Raw genomic sequence first — 18,317 nt, forward strand, 5'->3', positions numbered from 1 at the left:
GCAATTAATAATATTTTATCGGATTCGTAACAGTCTCTCCTAATTGGAGTGCAATATTAGCAAATTTTTCTCGCAAAATCTCATAAAATAATTCATTTGTGAATATCTCACTTTCAAAATGTCCAATATCGGCTATTAATAGTTTGTCTTCAGCATCGAAATACTCATGGTATTTTATATCTGCTGATACATAGGCATCTGCTTTATGTGCCTTTGCTGCTTTAATCAAAAATGCGCCCGACCCACCGCAAACCGCAACTCTTTGAATTTTTTTATTTATAAAGTGGGTATGTTTTATAACCTGAAGGTTCATCGTTTCCTTTAAATGCCTCAGAAAATCTTCCTCCGGTAAAGGGATGGCTAATTCACCTATCATTCCTGAACCTACATCCGTATAATCGTTTTCCAGTTGATGTAAATAGTAAGCCACTTCCTCATAAGGATGTGCATTTCGCATGGCCTCCAATACTGAATGTTTTAAGTGCAGAGGAAAAATGACTTCAATTTTAATTTCCTGCACTTCTTCAGGCTTTCCTTTAGTGCCGATGGTGGGATTTGCTTTTTCAGAGGGGGAGAAGCTACCTGTTCCCTTGCTTTCAAAGGCACAATCTTTATATTCTCCAATTTGACCTGCACCTGCATTATGAAGTGCTTTCTTGAGCTCAGGAGCCTTCTCTTCAGGGACAAATACGCTCAATTTTGCTAGCTGCTGCTGTTTAGGAACTAATATCTGTAAATTTTGGAGACCAATTTTTTCTGAGATTTTGGCATTTACTCCATGCTTTACATTATCCAGGTTGGTATGGGCGGCATAAATGGCCACCTCCTCCCGGATAGCTTTAATCACTGTTCTTTCAACATAGTTAGCTCCTGTGAGCTTCTTTAGCCCTTTGAAAATAATAGGATGGTGGGCAACTATTAACTCACAGTTTTTATTTTTTGCTTCCTGAACAACAGCCTTAGTTACATCTAAAGTAATTAATATGTTTTTAACTTCTTTGTTGGCATCTCCCACAATTAACCCTGCATTATCATAACTTTCCTGGTAAGCCATTGGAGCTATGGAATTTAAGTGGTTGATGACCTCTTTAATTTTAACCATATATATTTAACAAGTATTCTTTCAAAGTTATTAACTTTTATATGCAACGCAATTTTACTGATATGATTATACTTAAAAACGTTCAATTATTCCGGCTATTCCCTGGCCGCCACCCACACAGGCCGTTACCATACCGTATTTTTGCTTTCTTCTTTTAAGTTCATGCATGATTTGTACAGTCAGTTTCGCTCCACTGCAACCCAATGGATGCCCTAAAGCAATGGCACCTCCATTTACATTCACGATTTCCGGGTCCATATCAAGCTCATTAATTACAGCAACTGATTGCGCTGCAAATGCTTCGTTTAACTCAACAAGGTTAATATCTTTCAACTTTAACCCCGTTTGCTTTAGTACTTTTGGCACAGCATAGGCAGGACCTATTCCCATTATCCGCGGATCCACTCCCATTACTGAGCATCCTATTAATTGTGCTTCCGGCTCAAGTCCCAACTCCTTCATTTTTTTTTCTGACATTACCACTACAAAGGAAGCTCCATCGGAGCGTTGGCTGGAATTACCGGCAGTTACGGTCCCATTCTTTTTGAAAGCAGGAGGTAATTTGGCCATTTTTTCCAAATTAGTGTTAGCCATAGGTCCTTCATCCTTTGTGACGTTCAATACCTCTTCTTTAGGTTCCCCATTTTCCACGTAGTTTCTTTTCACTTCTATGGGAGCGATCTGCTCTTTAAAATATCCATTTTTGATTGCATTGATAGCGTTTTGATGTGATTTGAGCCCGAATTTATCTTGTTCTTCCCGTGAAATCTTATAATCTTTAGCTACCTCTTCTCCTGTAAGCCCCATATTGATCAGGTAGTCCGAATGGTGTTTGGCAATTTCATAATTAGGAGATGTTTTCCACCCTCTGGTAGGAAGCATTGACATACTTTCAGTGCCTCCTGCAATAATTACATCAGCCATACCCATATTAATTTTGGCAGTTGCCATGGCTATGGTTTCAAGCCCTGAAGCACAATATCTATTCACTATTACACCGGGAGTTTCTTTTCCTAATGCCATGAGTGCTATCCAGCGCGACATTTGTAAGCCTTGTTCAGCTTCAGGGACAGCACAGCCAACCATCACATCATCTACATCTTTTGCAGAAAGACCTTCTGTATTCTCTACAAGATATTTTATCACGCTCACAGCTAAATCGTCCGATCTGGTTTCTCTAAAACTACCTTTATTGGCTTTTGTAACTGCTGATCTATATCCTTTTACAATGTATGCGCTGTTCATCTCGCTGTTTTTTTAATTTCTTTTTCTTATTTATTATACTGGTCATTAGGAATTAGTCATTGGGAACCGGTCATTAAGAGTTAGTTATTGGGAACCGGTCATTAGGAAGCAATCATTTTATAATTGTTTCATTCCTGATTAGTTCCTTTTAGGTTTGCCTTTTAGTAGCATGCTGCCCATTCTTTCAATGGTTTTCATGTTAGTGACTAATTCTAAAAAGCTTTCTCTTTCCAGCCTCATCATGTATTCTTCCTCTACCGTATTCTTTCCTGAAAGACTACCTCCGCACATGGTATAAGCTAATTTTTCTACTATTTCCCTATCATAGTCGGTCATATAATTACCTGTATGCATATTGGCTATTCCTGATAGATAAAAGCTGAGGGCATTTTTACCCAATGCGTTTATCGATTTGGTTTTTACAGGGGGGCGATAGTTTTCAGCCAGTTCCAAAGCAAGATGTTTGGCATCCGTCAAAACCCTTTTTTTATTCATACTTACTCTGTCCACACCTCTTCTTAAATATTTAACTTGAAAAGCTTCCTCAGCAGAAGTACTTACTTTAGCAGTGGAAATATTCATCAGGTATGACTGCAGATGCGGGGAGTCCGGGGCTTCATCCACCATTTCAGCACTTGCCCTTCTTACCATTTCCGTGGTACCTCCTCCTGCAGGAATTAACCCTACACCGATTTCAACCAAACCCATATAGGTTTCAGCTGCCGCTTGCACTCTATCCGTGTATAAGCAAAGTTCACATCCTCCTCCTAAAGTTTTGCCTTTGGGGGCAGCTATTACAGGAATATAAGAATACCTGATCCTTAACATCAGGTCCTGGAATTCATGTAGAGCATCCTCGATGGTGCTTTTATTTCGAACCACCGCATTTTTACCTATCATCCCTAAGTCAGCTCCAAGAGAAAAATCATCCGTATCATTTCCTATCACTACAGCTTTAAACCGGGGATCATTTTCTGCGAGGTCTATCGCTTTGTTAATGCCTTCCATCACTTCCATGTTAATGGTATTCATTCTGGAGGTAAATTCCACTACCAATACACCATCACCCACATCAATAACATTACAGCCTGCGTTCTGCCAAATAGTATTATCTTCTCTAAAATTTTCTAATATAATAAGCCTCCTGGCTAGAGGAACCGGTAATTTTTCTTCTGTTTGGAGATGGTAGTAATTTTTTCTGCCATTGTGGTGGGAATAGAAAGAGGAATGGCCCTTTTGAATCATTTCTGCCACCCATCCAGCGGGCTTGTAGCCGGCCATGTTCATTTTTTTGGTAGTCTCTTCCAGGCCCAGGCTATCCCATATTTCAAAGGGACCGGCTTCCCAGCCAAACCCGGCTTTTATTGCTTCATCAATTTTGTATATTTCTTCTGTAATCTCAGGTACTCTGTTAGAGCAATAAGCAAAAAGCCGGTAATAAAATTCTTTAAAGAACATGACAGCTTTATCATTGTCTGAACCTGTTACTTTAAGATATATTTTTTTTAGGAAATTAGTTTCTTCCACCTTTCCTGCTTCCATCGATTTAAACTGGTCTTCCAGGCTCTCCTGTTTCTTTTGCTCTTCCACAATTAAATAGGAGGGGTTTTCTTTTGGTCGGTATTCCATTTTAGCAGGGTCTAAGGTGTATAGTTTAGTATCACCACCTTCTTTTTCCTTTTTATAGAATCCCTGGTTTACCTTATCTCCAATCCATCCATTTTCCAGCATTTTTCGCATAAAATCGGGGAGTTTAAAAACGGCTCTTTCTTCATCATTTTTTAGGTTTTCATACAAACCATGGCTCACATCAGCCAGCACATCAAGGCCCACCAGGTCTGCGGTGCGAAAAGTAGCTGTTTTGGGTCTTCCTACCGCTTTGCCTGTCAATTCATCTACCTGCTCAATACTCAGATTCATTTTTTGCATTAACTGAATAGTGAGCATGATAGCATATACACCAATTCGATTACCAATAAATGCAGGAGTATCTTTACAGGTAATGGCAGTTTTACCTAAGTGTATTTCAGCAAAAGACTGGAGAAATTGTATAACATCTTCACTGGTTTTAGTTCCGGGAATTATTTCCAGCAATTGCAGGTAACGTGGTGGATTGAAGAAGTGTGTACCACAAAAATGTTTCTGAAAATCTTCTGATCGGCCCTCCGATAATTTACTAATAGCAATTCCTGAGGTGTTGCTGGTAATCAAAGTGCCATTTTTTCGGTACTTTTCTACTTCTTCATACAACTTTCGCTTAGGTTCAGGCTTTTCAATAATGGCTTCCAGCACCCAGTCACACGCTGCTATTTTATCCAGGTCATCTTCAAAATTCCCAGGTTTAATTCTCGAAGCAAAATCTGAAGTGAACAGTGGGGATGGTTGTGTTTTTACCGCTTTTTTAAGATTGTTAATGGCAAATTTGCTTCTAAATGAGGTACTGTCTTCTTTTAAACCATTATTTTTGTCTTCTTCTGTAAATTCCGGAGGCACTCTGTCCAGCAGGAGGACTTCTGCACCTATATTGGCAAAATGGCAGGCAATTTGGGTTCCCATTGTTCCTGACCCTAATACTGCTATTTTTTTGATAATTCTATCCATAATTTTTTAGTTGCAGTTTTTCACTATCACAATTTCTCAGGAGTTTTAGCAATTGAATATATTCTTAAATAGCCTTCTCAATTATTTTAATGTAAAAATCTTAACCTTAAAAAGGTAGTTGGTTCAACCTGATTTTAAATAAGAAGTCAGTTATGCCTGAACAATCAAATCACTAAAAAATATACATTTCTGAAATGAGAAGGTTAGTTGTATAAATAGTAACCTTCTGCGCGGTAATAGAAATTGCTTGTTTTTAGTTTTACGATCCACTTTTCACATTGTTTATATATGCGTCTAAAATTCATCATAAAAGAAGCTCATTATAGCATGCCGTTCTATTGAAATGTAATTCTCATATTTGAAGAGGGGGAATTTATAATTACTTTTGAAGCTAAAAGAATAGTGCGTGTTCGATAATAAATATTGGCAGTTAGTAATGTCGCCCTTTAGCTTATTGTATAAGTGGGTAACTCAGTTTAGAAACCACCTGTACAATATAGGGTCAAAAACTTCATTTGAGTTTGAAACAAAAGTGTTTTCTGTGGGCAACCTATCTGTGGGAGGTACAGGAAAAACCCCTATGGTGGAATATATTTGCAGGCATTTACTTCAATTGGGGTATGCCGGAAAAACAACTGTTTTGTCTCGTGGATATGGAAGGAAAACAAAAGGTTTCAGGTTGGCAGAAGAAACAGATACTGCTTTAACCCTGGGGGATGAACCTTATCAAATCTATAACAAATTTACTCCGGAAGTTAGGGTAGCAGTAGGCGAGGAGAGAGTTCTGGCCATTCCTACTATAATTTATGAACACCCGGAAAACGAAGTGATTATTTTAGACGATGCTTTTCAGCACAGAAGTGTAAAACCTGATTTATCCATCGTACTGTCGGATTACCAGCATCCGTTTTATAAGGATTATGTATTGCCTTCCGGCAGGCTGCGGGAAAGCAGAAAAGGGATTGACAGGGCAGATGCGCTGGTGATTACCAAATGTCCTTTGAATCTCTCCCGGGAAGAGCAAGAGGAAATCAGGCAGTCAGCCTCGAAGTATTTTTTAAACAAGCCCGTGTATTTTGCAGGAATTAGCTACCAGAATGCTTTTTCACCTTTTATTGAAAGAAAGATAAAAAAAGAAATTGCAGTAGTTACCGGAATTGCACATGCTGCTCCTTTTATTGATTTCCTTCAGAAAGAGTATACCGTTGTGAAGCACTTTAAATATTCGGACCACCATTTCTTTTCGTCTACTGAAATAGAAGAAATATCTTTATTTGCTCAGCAAAAAGGTTTGGATGTGATTACTACCGAGAAAGACTGGGTTAAATTAAGTAATCATGAGTTATTTGATTCATCTTTGAAAAACAATCTGTTTTACATGCCAATGATGGTACAATTTTTGGAGCAGGAGAAGTCTTTTCAACAATTGCTTGAAGAATCCTTGAAAGACAAATAGAAAATCCACTATTATAATTAATTTCGCAACTGTTTTGATTAAAAGACTACTTTTCATATCGATTTTTTTTCTGGGAGGAAGGGCTGCCTATTCCCAGGTAATTGATGACTCCACCAAGTTGGTGTATGGGTTTGAAACCACACTTTACACCACTGAAGAAGCTATTAAGAATAATAATATTAAATACCAGGTGGTAGATACTACATTGGATAATGTGCATTTGTGGGATCCTGTAGAACAAGAACGCTATTACTATCAAAATTTAGGCACTGTGGGAACTGCAATGCAGCCCATATTTACTGATGCTCCGGAAATTATTGGAAAAAGAAGCGGTTTCAGCGTTTTTGACTATTATATGAAAACTCCTGATGATTTCAGGTATTACGATACTAAATCACCTTATACCAAATTGAGATCTGTAATCGGAGGAAATTACCGGGCGTATATAGGCATAGATTTTTCAAGAAATATAACGGAAAATTGGAATGCAGGCTTCTCCTTCAGGCGCTGGACAGTAGATAAACAAATCGGGCCACTGCAAAGCCGGGGCGATTTGAATGCGATCTCTCATTCTTACGATTTTTTTACCGATTACCAGACCCCGAATAAAAAATACAGAGTGCTTTTTAATTTTGCCCGAACCTATCACAAGGTCAATGAAACAGGTGGTATCAGAACGGATGATTCAGAAGTTATTTATGATAACTTATTTGGTTACGAAGATGCAGATATTAACCTTAGAAATGCTCAGGCAGGGGAATTAAGGCAGCAGTACCATATTTACCAACAGTATAAAATCAATAATATAGTGCAGCTCTATCATACTTTTGATCGTACTAAACGGATGAATACTTTTGGGGATACCGATCCGGATGGGGCTGATGATGTGGATTTTTTTGATAACTTTTTAATCCGAACCGATACCACATCTGATCTTACTAAATATTACTATGTTCAAAATGAAGTAGGGCTTAAAGGAGACCTTTCTAAGCTTTTTTATCGCTTTTATCTGAAGCGGAAGGATATCCGCTATGCGGTAAAATATCTGGATTCTGTGAATCCGCTGGATGAAAATTATGGTGGAGGTTATATCCGCCTGGCTCCCAGGGAAGGTTGGCAACTGGAAGCCTCTGCAGAGACTGAATTAAGCGGGAATTATAAGCTGGAAGGCACCTTGAATATCCCTTTTCTAGAGGTGAAGGCATTATCAATGCAATTCCCTGCACCATTTTTTAATGAAAGATACTTCGGAAACCACGACTACTGGGATAACAGTTTTGGGAGTGAGCAGATTCAAAAACTTTCGGGAAGGGTTAAATTTAACTGGAAAGATAATATACAGCTCAACCCTAAAGCGGAGATAAAAGTGGTAACTAACCATATGTATTTTGATACAGAGGCAATGCCTCAGCAGAGTAGCGGAACGGCTACCATGTTACATCCCGGGTTGGAGGTAAAAAGCCGTTTTTCCTATTTCCATTTAGATGCAGATTATATTTTTACCACCATTGAAGGAAGCGATGCCAATTTATTCCGGATTCCGGAGCATTTTTTAACAGCTAACTTCTATTATGAGCGTAACCTGATCAAAAACTTATATGTCAGGTTTGGGATAGATGCACATTATCAGTCCGCCTATTTTGCTGATGATTATGACCCCGTGACGCAACAATTTTTCCTGCAAAACGATTTTGAAATTCCCGGATATTTCTTTGGGGATGTATACCTTAGTTTTAAAATCAATACAGCCAGCTTTTTTCTTAAGTACCGCCACTTTAACCAGGGCTTAAATGCTGATGGATACTTTACTACACCTTATTACACAGGTCAGCAGAGCGTCTTTGATTTGGGAGTTAGCTGGTCATTTTTTGATTAAATGAATTTTCGCAAATCGTTATTTAATAATCAGTAACTGCACTATAGCTTTTAGAAATTATAGAATTAGCAATGGAGAAATTTACTTTAGGCCTTACTTTACCCACAGACCCTCGCTGGGTGGATATTGCAGAAAAAAATGTAGAAGATATTTTAGTTGATCATGCTTACTGCGAGCAGAAAGCAGCCAGCTCGTGTATTAGTTTAATCACTTTATTTCCTGATATGGTAGAACTGGTTGACATGCTTACCCCGGTAGTGGCAGAAGAATGGTCGCATTTTGAACGGGTGCTTGAACAACTGAATAAAAGAGGTTATAAACTGGGCTTCCCCAGGAAAGACGAATATGTTGTGCAGTTGTTGAAGCTGGAAATTAAAGGAGGCAACAGGAAGCATCAGGTAATGGAAAAATTGCTGATCAATGCATTAATTGAGGCCAGAAGTTGCGAAAGGTTCAGGCAGTTGCACCTGCACCTGAAAGATGAAGAGCTAAAGAAATTCTACTATGAGCTAATGGTTTCGGAAGCCGGACATTATAGAAATTTTCTTGAGCTGGCAGAAACTTATATGCCTAAGGATGTGGTGAGAAAAAGGTGGGAAGAACTTTTAAAAGGAGAGGGAGAAATTATGAAAAACCTGGAACCAAGAGCTGATAGAATACATTAATAATATCTATTCAGACTAATAGTTTTCTGACGGGTTGATTTGAAGGTTTTTACCTCTTCGGATCTGAGTTTGATGTGTTTTGTGGCCCTTCCTTGCACTCTTTTCCTCCACATGCGAAAGCTTGAAGGCTTCATTTCTCTTCTCATAATTTTAATCACCTCTTTTTCAGGAACGCCAAATTGCTGGGAGATAGCCTCAAAAGGAGTTCTGTCTTCCCATGCCATTTCAATTATTCTATCTACTTCTTCGGCTTTTAAGTTTTTGATTTTCGACATGTAGTAAAAACTCAGGAGTACCCGGAATGTTCGGAAAATGAGAAAAAGTGGTAAAGCTTTCTTATCCTGATAGGTTTTACCTGTAACAAATCAATATGTTAATTTTTGTAATTGTATTATATACAGAAGAGGTTGTTGTGTATGTAAATGATATGTGAGGTAACATGCTTTTATTTTAGTTCTTTAAGTATGTCATTATTATTTTGTGTAAGTGGTTTGATTGTTCTTAACTTATTACATATTTTTAAAAATTAAAAGAGGAGGTGTGTTCCTTTTAAAAAGTACTAATTAAAGCTTTAAAGCATTTATTAACTGCAGAAAAGAAAGCTTAAAGCTATATTCTTTAAGTGCTATCCTTTTGCTGTTTTATTGATTTTTATCTGTACAGTTTAGGCAATTCATTATTGAAAATAACATGTCCCACTGACTTTATACTAGTTTATTAACTTAAATTTTTTAACTTAACACTATAATTTTTTTTATGAATAAGGCTTCTGAAGATCACAAGGAGTGGTCTTTTATATCAGGAGGTGGGGAAATGGGCGAGTTGACAAGGACCTTCGATTGGTCCCAGACTGTTCTTGGGCCTCCTAAGCTTTGGCCACAAAGTTTAAAATTGACTCTTTCCATGATTTTGTCATCAAAATTTCCTATGTTCTTATGGTGGGGAGATGATTTAATTCAATTTTACAATGATGCTTACCGCCCCAGTTTGGGCAATGAAGGAAAACATCCGAAAGCGCTTGGTCAGAAAGCTGAAGAATGCTGGCCTGAAATATGGGATACCATCTATCCTCTAATTCATAAAGTGAGAACAACTGCAGAGGCCACTTGGAGCGAAGATCAACTGCTTCCCATTTACAGAAATGGCAAGCTTGAAGATGTATACTGGACTTTTGGTTATAGCCCAATTTTTTCTTCCGATATGAATGTGGAAGGTGTTTTGGTGGTCTGCACTGAAACTACCAGTAAAATAAAAGCCCGTCAAGCTTTGGAGGAGAGTGAGGAGAGATTTAGGTTGTTGGCGGAGAATGCCGATTTGCTGATTGCTACAAGCAATGAACATGGACGGATTGATTATTTCAATAAAGCCTGGGAAGACTTTACCGGTAGGTCCGTGGAAAAACTAATCACCGAAGGTTGGAGGGATTTGTTGCACCCTGATGACAAGGAGAGATTTTTGACATCTTATAGCAAGGCATTTGAGAATAGGGAAATGCTTGAAATAGAACTCAGGCTTTTAAATAAAAATAATGAATATAGATGGATTTTAGCTAAAATACCTCCCCTTTTTAGTAATGATGGAGTATTTAAAGGCTTTTTAAGTACCTGCCTTGATATTACTGAAATGAAAAATGCGCAGCAAAACCTTGTGAAAAGTGAACAAAGGCTGGCAAGTATTGTAGAAAATGCCCCTTTTCCTATAGGTGTTTATGTAGGCAGGGAGATGAGAATTGTGCTGGCAAATAAGTCAATTATGGATGTTTGGTCCAGGGGGTATGATATAGTGGGCAAAACCTACTTTGAGGTTCTACCTGAATTAGAGAACCAGCAGGTTTATCAAAAGCTTTTGAAAGTATATGATAGTGGAGAACCCTTTCATGCAAAAAACCAGAAGATTTTTTTAAATGTTAATTGTGAACTAAAGGAACATTACTTTAATTACAGTTTTACACCTCTTTTTGATGCTGCCGGGAAGGTATATGGTGTGATGAATACCGCTGCTGATATTACTGACATTAACTTTGCTAACCTAAAAATAAAACAGAACGAAAAACATTTGCAGGATACCATACTCCAGGCTCCTGTAGCTATCTGCATTATGAAAGGGCCAAACTATATAGTGGAATTAGCTAATAATAAAATGCTGGAGCTTTGGGGAGTAAAAAGAGAAGATATCTTAGGTAAACCTGTTTTTGATGGTATTCCAGAGGCTGAAAATCAAGGACTGGAAGGGCTGCTAAATAAAGTACTTTCCACAGGAGAAACCGTTTCTGCTGAAGGAGTGCCTGTAAAACTACCAAGGAAGGGAGAAGCCGAAACAGTTTACGTAGATTTTGTGTACCAGGCCAACCACTCAGCAGATGGTGTAGTTTCCAATATTATGGCCATAGCCACTGATGTAACTCCTCAGGTTAAAATGCGCCAAAAAATTGAGGATGTAGTAAGTAAACGAACGAGGGAATTGGCGGAAGCTAATAGCAGCTTACAAAAATCAAATGCTGAACTGGCGCAATTTGCTCATATAGCCTCTCATGATCTTCAGGAACCTCTCAGGAAAATTGCCATTTTTACACAAATGCTTGAAAGTGGGTTGGGTGATAAGGTAGATGAGGTTTCGGCAAACTACCTTAGTAAAATTAGAGTTTCATCCAATAGAATGCACAATATGATTAAGGATGTACTCACCTATTCTGAGTTGTTGAACCAGGTAAGGGCTTTTAAAAGAGTGGAGCTGACCGAGATAATTAAAAATACCATCCTGGATTATGAATTATTGATAGAAGAAAAAGCGGCACGGGTAGAATATGATACTTTGCCCGCAATTAATGCCATTCCTCTTCAAATGGAGCAACTGTTTGGAAACCTGATCGGGAATGCGTTAAAATTCAGCAAAAATGGAACACCATTAGTGATTCAGGTAAAGGCAAAAGAGCTGAATTTTGATGATAAGTATGTAAATGGATTGGATACCAGCTGCAATTACATCAAACTAAGCTTTGTAGATAATGGTATAGGCTTTGAAGCGGAATTTCAGGAGCAGATATTCAATATTTTTCAGAGGCTGCATAGCAAAGCTGATTACTCAGGAACAGGAATAGGTTTAGCTATGTGCAAGCGAATTGTCCAGAATCATCTCGGGATTATCAACGCAGAAGGAAGCTCTGGAAATGGCGCTACCTTTAATGTAATTCTGCCTTATATTAAGTAAGAAATAATTATTGAAGTAATAATGGTAAGAATTTAATTTCTCTTCTAAGTAAAATAGACGTCAGGGATAAAGGGATATCATAGTGAGGGTAATCATATTATACCACCCTATTTACATTACTAAGACAAGAAAAGTCAAAGATTCTGTATCTTTTAATGATTTAATTTATTGTATGTATAGTAAAGAACAATTTAAATATACTATCTATGAAAAAATTACTTCTTACCCCGTTATTCCTTGCTATTCTTCTCGTCTCCTGTACTGATGAAGATCAATCAGCTGAATTTGTACCTATTAATTCAAATAATACACTAAATTGTGAATTGGAAATTGATTCTACTACATTGGTAGCGATTTGTTTAGATGGTATTGATTCTGCCGGGGCCAATGAAGTAATAATATTTGCTTCATCATTTTATTCCGCAAATGATGATCCTTCTACGTGCGAATTTTTGTGGAATATAGAATCAGGTAGGATGCAAATTCTGAATGTGGAAAAAGCTATTGAAGGTAAGATTGCAAAATCTATTGCGACTATTCAGTTCAATGAAGATTTTTCAGGAAATGGCCTAATAGAGGTTGATGCTATAAATAAAAGTGGTAGTGGATTTGCGACTCATAGCATTGTTCTCTCATCCGATTAATCGATATTGTAACACATCGCGTTACAACTTAGTGAGATATGAAAGGGGTTCTAAATACTAAGTTATATTTCTTTTTCTTTTCAGACTTTCAGCAAGTTTTACATGATAAATCTTAAATGATTTTACAGTCGGGAGAGTTAATAGTGTAACTTAAATATTAAGTTGCATCTACTATATAGCTTTTTATAATTTGGATGAAATTGTAAAAAGATATATAGGGAGTCGATTGTTAACTGACTCCTAAATGGTTATTTCTTACTATTTCAGATTTAAAGTAAATTAGGTAAAAGTTAAAAAAAAAGAAGCCGTTAGGTCCCCACCTAACGGCTATTTTCAACCAAAACCTTAACAAAGTCATTGACCTTTATAAGATGCCATAAATGTAGAAAAGTTTTTTGTAATTATCTTTACTAATGTAATAAAAATTTTAGTATTTAATTAAATAATTATAATAATAACATACTTATACTATCTGTTTATACCAGTATTTAGCGCCTGCAATCACATTTAAGCCCAGGTGGAGCAAGTTATAACCCCGTTTAACCTTTAATATAAATAGTGTTTTAACATGTATTTAATTGTTTCGTAATTTTAAAGCTTAATATATTGGAATTACAAAATTTGAATACCATGAATCTTATCGCGAAAGCACTTGCAAGCTTTATCTTACTTTTTTTAAGCATTCTTCCACGACCTTCTATAGCATCAGACCTCAAACCCTTTTACGAGTTGCATGTCAGCATTAAGCCTGAAGCAGGCTCTGCGGACGTAGCACTTAAGTTAGATGTTCCGGTAAATCTTTTAATGGGCGATTCTTTATCGTTTTTGTTTTCAGCAGATGCCCAGGTTGCCCAATTAAACGGAGACCACCTTTCCAGCTACAACAAAGAAGAGGCCGGGCCAGGCCTCTCTTTTTATACGCTAAAGTTTAAGGACTTTCCCATGGATATAGTATCGATTAGTATGAAATATACGGTTACTATTCCCGCTGATCATCAAGTAAACAGGATTACAAAGGATTGGATTGAGCTTAATATCGACTCTTTCTGGCATCCGGTACTTACCTCTTTTTCAAGGTTTCATTACCAGTTGACTACTGATCTGGATAAAAGCTACCGGATTCTCACAGGAGATGATGTGAAAAGTATTGGTAAAAGGACGAAGCAAAGAGTGATTGAATCGGTTATTCCAAGGATAGATATTTCCTTTTCCGCCTCGAAGCATTTTTATAGCATTGAAGGAAATTATTCTTCCATTTATACCACCAATTCTTTTACCAATCTGGATTCTTTATTAATGTTCTCCGAGAGAGCCATATCTTTTTTGAAAGGATATATTAAAAGGCCTGATGATTTTAAGCAGGAACGCATTGTTGTTGAATCTCCCAGGAAGGAAGTGGGCTATGCAAGGGAAAACTATGTGGTGCTTAGTAAATTAAATGGAATGGATTCGGTTTATTTGTCCCGCTTTCTTGCACATGAATTTGCTCATTTCTGGTTTTCAACAGCCAATTCACAAAGCCAGGATCATTGGCTTAATGAGTCTTTTGCGGAGTTTGTGTCAATGATTTTTGTGAGGGAAGCGTATGGAGAAGCTGTTTATGAGGCTGACTTACAAAACAAGCTTCAAAGAGTAAAGGGTGATCCCCGATCACTTGACTCCTTCAGGGGCAGGCCTTCTCATTTAGCAATGTATTTTACCGGCCCTTTAATTCTACACTATTTTGAAGAGTTTGTTGGGAAAGAGCAATTTCAGATGCTGATTCAAGAAATGATTAATCAAAGAATCTCCACTACCGAAAATCTTCTGGTATTAGTTAGAGAGCAGTTGGGCACGGCAGCTGAGGAAAAGTTAATTCAACTTAGGGCACGGGAATTTGAATAGAGGTTTGATGATAATATATATCAGCAATGTTGATATATTGTTACCTGCAATTAAGAGATATAATGAAACATCATTTTGCTGATTTACTTGATAGAGAAGATGATTATTGGACTATTGTTCCCAACATTGAGAGATATGCTTATTTAGCAGATGAAATAATAGATGATAAGAACGATGCTCATATAGTTACCGTAAATAAGCACAACTCTAACTGGAAGCAAATCTTTAATTTACCCAAGTTGGTAGAGCTGACCCTACACGAGCCAAGTAAAGAGCAAGTAGAATCAATAAAGGAACTTAAGAATCTTAAAAGATTACGTATATCCCATTATAGAGCAAATAATATTGAATTCATAAGAAAACTAGTAAATATAGAGGAACTTGTACTGGAATATGTTTCAGGGTTTTCTGACCTTTCACCTTTAGGGAATTTGACTAAATTGAAATCCTTGCATCTTGAAAATTTAAGAAGAGTTTCAAATTTTGAAGGATTAAGTGGAATTTTATCTCTTCGTTATTTACATCTAGACGGAACATTAGATTGGAGTCAGCCAATAGAGAATCTTGAATTTTTAAAAGGACTTCAAAATCTAGAAGTTTTTGCTCTCGGATTTGTAAAAGTTCAGCAAGAATATCCAGCTTTTATGCCAATTCTTGAATTGCAAAATTTAAAGAGGATTAAGATTGGCCTGGGAACTCTTGACACAAAAGAGTATGCATTTATTCAAGTCGCTAAACCTAATGTGAAATGTGGAGCACATGGTAAACATACTCCTTGGTCACCAATTTCGGATTGGGGAGAGGATGAATATATACCTCTTGGGAAAGGAAAAAGAAGTTTTTCAAAATACCATAAAGATGCAAAAGCAAAATGTATTCAAATAGAATCCGATTTTGAAAAATTCAAAGAACAAGCAAAAGAGATATTAAAAAAGTAGCCAGGCTGTATAACAAATCTTAAAAGCCTATCGACAGGCTAAGCTTGTTATACTAGTTGTTACAGTACATAAATTATATATGGATAACTTTAATGTAATATTAGTAACTCTATTAGCATTAGCTAATTTACTCTGGATTTGGCTAAAGTTAGACTTAAATAAGAAAGGCTACGAAGTTAGTTTTTTCTGGGGACATTTGAAGGATTTACAGAATGCAGTGAGCGTAATAAAGTTAGCGGATAACCCAGGTACTAGAATTAAATATAGAGGGGTATTAATTTCTATTATAGTTGCAATTATTCTAATATTTATATTGTTTTTTTCGACCTCTGAATTCTCCTCATTTGAAAGTCACAGTTGCAAAAGGTACAATGATTATTTAAGTTATGGCGTTAATGGTGTAATAGCAACTAAGTATATTGACAAGGAAAATCATGCTTATAAAACACTTAATTTAACCAATGGTCAAGTAGAAAATGAAGTGACTTATTTCGTTGACGGATTGTATCAATTTGTCAATCCAAGTGATAGCATTAATAAAATACCTGGGAGCTCAGAAATTTTAGTTTACAGAAATGGCGAAGTTACTACATTCGATGTTGATCGGATAAACTTCTGTAAGGAATAAATTTGCTGATTAGTGAATGAACAATATATAACACTAAAAATGTATGAAAGACATTTTACAAAAATCGTCTTAGGCCATAAAATCAAACATGAAAAGTTTTAATCTAATTTTAATTGCTCTTCTATTTACATCATGTACAACTGAGACCCAAAAAAGCAATGAAGTAAGTGAAAGCCAAGTTAATGAAATCAAAGAAGTCAAAAATAAGGACACAACAAAACCATACGGGCTTTTAAAGGATTCCTTGACCAACAGGGAAAAAGTAAACCGTATTAAGCAACAGTTAAAAACTAATGCAGAAATAAAAGTCATCACGTTTTATGAAGAGCAATTAGAAGACTTTTTTGTATTTGATTATGCATTTAAAGTATTGTCGGATTCATCTGAATTTCACAAAAAATATTTCGAAGCTTTATCTTTTGATCTAAATAATGAGCTTGAATATGCAAGTTATGATTCGCCTGAAACTTGGGAGAAAACGGCTGATTCAATCAAATCACTTCTAAAAAATAAATTTGATAACATACTTAACCAATGGATTCCAATTCATTATTACGAAAATGAACTAACATTTTATAACCCCGGAGATTTTAACGGTGGGTATTATTTGTTCACGGACTCACTAATCTATGACAACTCATTTATGGATGGGCCTTACATTTATAAATACGAATCGATTGATTCAATTGGGAATGATATAATAAAAATTGATTTTAAAGATGTGCAAAGTAATGACATAAAAACAATGAAGTTTTACTTTGTTAATTCTGATATGGCAGTGATTAAACATGAAGGAAAATTCATTGATAATGTGACCTGATATATTCTGACTGTTCCAATATACAAAATTTATAAATTCCCTCTGATAACTACGGAATCAGCGGAATTACCCATGGGTGTTGAGATGGACAACATAGATTTTGATTCACTAATTACACTAGAAAAATTTAAATAAAACAGCGTTCAATATTCTGAGCTATATACAATGGCAGTTTAGTGAGGGAACGCCTTTGACTCTTTCCGGAAAGTCTCTTAGTAGGGTTAACATGCTGTGCAAATCCACCTCCTTCATTTAACTTAACCCCTTTGCCTGAGAGCAATATCCATCCTTAAACTATCCAATATCACCGCTGTCATAAGCAGTCAAACCTTTTTGTCGTAATACGCCCCAAACATTGACGCATCCGTGTATGAACTATTTCCGCTGAGCTGCTTAGCTTTGAGAAATTGAAAGAGCGATAAAGAGTAAAGCTTATGGTACCTGATTTATACAACTTAAAAATAACAACATGGCAAGTATCAATCCACACATTAATTTCAACGGGAATGCAGAAGAAGCATTCAAATTTTACCAGTCAGTATTTGGCGGTGAGTTTTCAAAAATAGTGCGTTTTAAAGAACTGGCAAGCGATGAATTTCCGGTGGCTAAACATGAAGAAAATAAACTCATGCACATTGCCTTACCCATTGGTAAAAGTGTTTTAATGGCCAATGATGTACCGGAAGTATTGGGGCCAACCAATGAAAATGAGAACCGAAGCAAAATTGTTGTGAGTGCAGAAAGTAAGGAAGAAGCGGATCAATTATTTAAGGGACTTTCTAAAGAAGGCCAAATTGAAATGCCTATTTCCGACAGCCCGTGGGGCACCTATTTCGGTATGTTCAGAGATAAATATGGCATTGAGTGGATGATAGAATATGATTCCACTCGCAATTAATAACCTTTTTGATTATATGAATTTAGTAAGAATTAGCCGTCAAATTCCCATCTAACGGCTATGTCACCCTCAATTTTAGTAACGCGCCTTACTTAGCTTGGTTATACTATAATGACTTAATTATAAATAATAATTAAATACCCAAATAGTTTAAGTAGAAATTGCTTTGCTTATGCTGGCAATTCCTGAAATAGCTTGACAAGTTATTGAAGCCACTAAATCGCTATTTTGCACTTTATTTATTTTTATATGACTATTCCGTAAAATAAAATACCTATAAGTAGGTATTTTTCATTCCTTTTCGATGAAATATTAGGATATGATAGGAGGAGGGAGTATGTTAAGTCCTTGAA

General features: G+C 36.6%; 14 protein-coding genes. 10 read left to right on the top strand and 4 right to left on the bottom strand.

Annotated features, from left to right (window positions below):
* Positions 1 to 4 precede the first annotated feature (4 nt).
* From IEV85_RS08755 to IEV85_RS08765, 3 genes are all read right to left on the bottom strand, one after another.
* Positions 5 to 1,102 carry a Nif3-like dinuclear metal center hexameric protein gene (locus IEV85_RS08755; RefSeq protein WP_188462363.1) on the bottom strand — a complete coding sequence of 366 codons (1,098 nt, stop codon included), beginning with the start codon at positions 1,100 to 1,102 and terminating at the stop codon, positions 5 to 7.
* A 72-nt stretch (positions 1,103 to 1,174) separates the two neighbouring features.
* Positions 1,175 to 2,347 carry a thiolase family protein gene (locus IEV85_RS08760; protein WP_188462365.1) on the bottom strand — a complete coding sequence of 391 codons (1,173 nt, stop codon included), beginning with the start codon at positions 2,345 to 2,347 and terminating at the stop codon, positions 1,175 to 1,177.
* A gap of 138 nt (positions 2,348 to 2,485) precedes the next feature.
* Positions 2,486 to 4,948 carry a 3-hydroxyacyl-CoA dehydrogenase/enoyl-CoA hydratase family protein gene (locus tag IEV85_RS08765; RefSeq protein ID WP_188462367.1) on the bottom strand — a complete coding sequence of 821 codons (2,463 nt, stop codon included), beginning with the start codon at positions 4,946 to 4,948 and terminating at the stop codon, positions 2,486 to 2,488.
* A gap of 406 nt (positions 4,949 to 5,354) precedes the next feature.
* Here IEV85_RS08765 and lpxK point away from each other — a divergent pair, with 406 nt between their 5' ends.
* From lpxK to IEV85_RS08780, 3 genes are all read left to right on the top strand, one after another.
* On the top strand, positions 5,355 to 6,404 hold the full coding sequence (lpxK, locus tag IEV85_RS08770; RefSeq protein ID WP_188462369.1) for a tetraacyldisaccharide 4'-kinase: 1,050 nt from the start codon (positions 5,355 to 5,357) through the stop codon (positions 6,402 to 6,404).
* A gap of 34 nt (positions 6,405 to 6,438) precedes the next feature.
* Positions 6,439 to 8,280, top strand: coding sequence for a putative porin (locus tag IEV85_RS08775; RefSeq protein ID WP_188462370.1), 1,842 nt, complete (start codon positions 6,439 to 6,441; stop codon positions 8,278 to 8,280).
* Positions 8,281 to 8,351: 71 nt separating this feature from the next.
* Positions 8,352 to 8,945: a MiaE family protein gene (locus tag IEV85_RS08780; protein WP_188462372.1), complete on the top strand. Its 594-nt coding sequence runs from the start codon at positions 8,352 to 8,354 to the stop codon at positions 8,943 to 8,945.
* Here the strand turns inward: IEV85_RS08780 and IEV85_RS08785 are convergent.
* The gene (locus IEV85_RS08785; RefSeq protein ID WP_188462374.1) at positions 8,942 to 9,220 is read right to left on the bottom strand and encodes a TIGR03643 family protein; all 279 of its coding nucleotides are present in this window, start codon (positions 9,218 to 9,220) and stop codon (positions 8,942 to 8,944) included. The two genes, IEV85_RS08780 and IEV85_RS08785, sit on opposite strands and share 4 nt — an antisense overlap.
* Before the next feature lie 481 nt (positions 9,221 to 9,701).
* Between IEV85_RS08785 and IEV85_RS08790 the strand changes: the two genes are divergently transcribed.
* The 7 genes from IEV85_RS08790 (at position 9,702) to IEV85_RS08820 (ending at position 17,964) form a co-directional block, all read left to right on the top strand.
* Positions 9,702 to 12,152 (top strand): PAS domain S-box protein, encoded by a 2,451-nt coding sequence (locus tag IEV85_RS08790; RefSeq protein ID WP_188462376.1) that lies wholly within the window; start codon positions 9,702 to 9,704, stop codon positions 12,150 to 12,152.
* Between the two features lie 206 nt (positions 12,153 to 12,358).
* On the top strand, positions 12,359 to 12,796 hold the full coding sequence (locus tag IEV85_RS08795; protein ID WP_188462378.1) for a hypothetical protein: 438 nt from the start codon (positions 12,359 to 12,361) through the stop codon (positions 12,794 to 12,796).
* Between the two features lie 630 nt (positions 12,797 to 13,426).
* On the top strand, positions 13,427 to 14,680 hold the full coding sequence (locus tag IEV85_RS08800; protein ID WP_188462380.1) for a gluzincin family metallopeptidase: 1,254 nt from the start codon (positions 13,427 to 13,429) through the stop codon (positions 14,678 to 14,680).
* A 62-nt stretch (positions 14,681 to 14,742) separates the two neighbouring features.
* Entirely contained in the window at positions 14,743 to 15,618 is an 876-nt protein-coding gene (locus tag IEV85_RS08805; RefSeq protein WP_188462382.1) for a leucine-rich repeat domain-containing protein, read from the top strand.
* 79 nt (positions 15,619 to 15,697) lie between these two features.
* Positions 15,698 to 16,246 (top strand): hypothetical protein, encoded by a 549-nt coding sequence (locus tag IEV85_RS08810; protein WP_188462384.1) that lies wholly within the window; start codon positions 15,698 to 15,700, stop codon positions 16,244 to 16,246.
* A gap of 88 nt (positions 16,247 to 16,334) precedes the next feature.
* A complete protein-coding gene (locus IEV85_RS08815; RefSeq protein ID WP_188462386.1) occupies positions 16,335 to 17,066 on the top strand; it encodes a hypothetical protein in 732 nt (243 codons plus the stop codon).
* 469 nt (positions 17,067 to 17,535) lie between these two features.
* Entirely contained in the window at positions 17,536 to 17,964 is a 429-nt protein-coding gene (locus IEV85_RS08820) for a VOC family protein (protein WP_188462388.1), read from the top strand.
* Positions 17,965 to 18,317: the final 353 nt, after the last annotated feature.

The sequence above is a fragment of the Marivirga lumbricoides genome (assembly GCF_014636295.1).
Lineage (GTDB): Bacteria > Bacteroidota > Bacteroidia > Cytophagales > Cyclobacteriaceae > Marivirga > Marivirga lumbricoides.

Excerpts from the sequence above, each read along its gene's own strand:
- IEV85_RS08755 (WP_188462363.1), bottom strand. The coding sequence starts at position 1,102 with ATGGTTAAAATTAAAGAGGTCATCAACCACTTAAATTCCATAGCTCCA.
- IEV85_RS08760 (WP_188462365.1), bottom strand. The coding sequence starts at position 2,347 with ATGAACAGCGCATACATTGTAAAAGGATATAGATCAGCAGTTACAAAA.
- IEV85_RS08765 (WP_188462367.1), bottom strand. The coding sequence starts at position 4,948 with ATGGATAGAATTATCAAAAAAATAGCAGTATTAGGGTCAGGAACAATG.
- IEV85_RS08780 (WP_188462372.1), top strand. The coding sequence starts at position 8,352 with ATGGAGAAATTTACTTTAGGCCTTACTTTACCCACAGACCCTCGCTGG.
- IEV85_RS08785 (WP_188462374.1), bottom strand. The coding sequence starts at position 9,220 with ATGTCGAAAATCAAAAACTTAAAAGCCGAAGAAGTAGATAGAATAATT.
- IEV85_RS08790 (WP_188462376.1), top strand. The coding sequence starts at position 9,702 with ATGAATAAGGCTTCTGAAGATCACAAGGAGTGGTCTTTTATATCAGGA.
- IEV85_RS08795 (WP_188462378.1), top strand. The coding sequence starts at position 12,359 with ATGAAAAAATTACTTCTTACCCCGTTATTCCTTGCTATTCTTCTCGTC.
- IEV85_RS08800 (WP_188462380.1), top strand. The coding sequence starts at position 13,427 with ATGAATCTTATCGCGAAAGCACTTGCAAGCTTTATCTTACTTTTTTTA.
- IEV85_RS08805 (WP_188462382.1), top strand. The coding sequence starts at position 14,743 with ATGAAACATCATTTTGCTGATTTACTTGATAGAGAAGATGATTATTGG.
- IEV85_RS08810 (WP_188462384.1), top strand. The coding sequence starts at position 15,698 with ATGGATAACTTTAATGTAATATTAGTAACTCTATTAGCATTAGCTAAT.
- IEV85_RS08815 (WP_188462386.1), top strand. The coding sequence starts at position 16,335 with ATGAAAAGTTTTAATCTAATTTTAATTGCTCTTCTATTTACATCATGT.
- IEV85_RS08820 (WP_188462388.1), top strand. The coding sequence starts at position 17,536 with ATGGCAAGTATCAATCCACACATTAATTTCAACGGGAATGCAGAAGAA.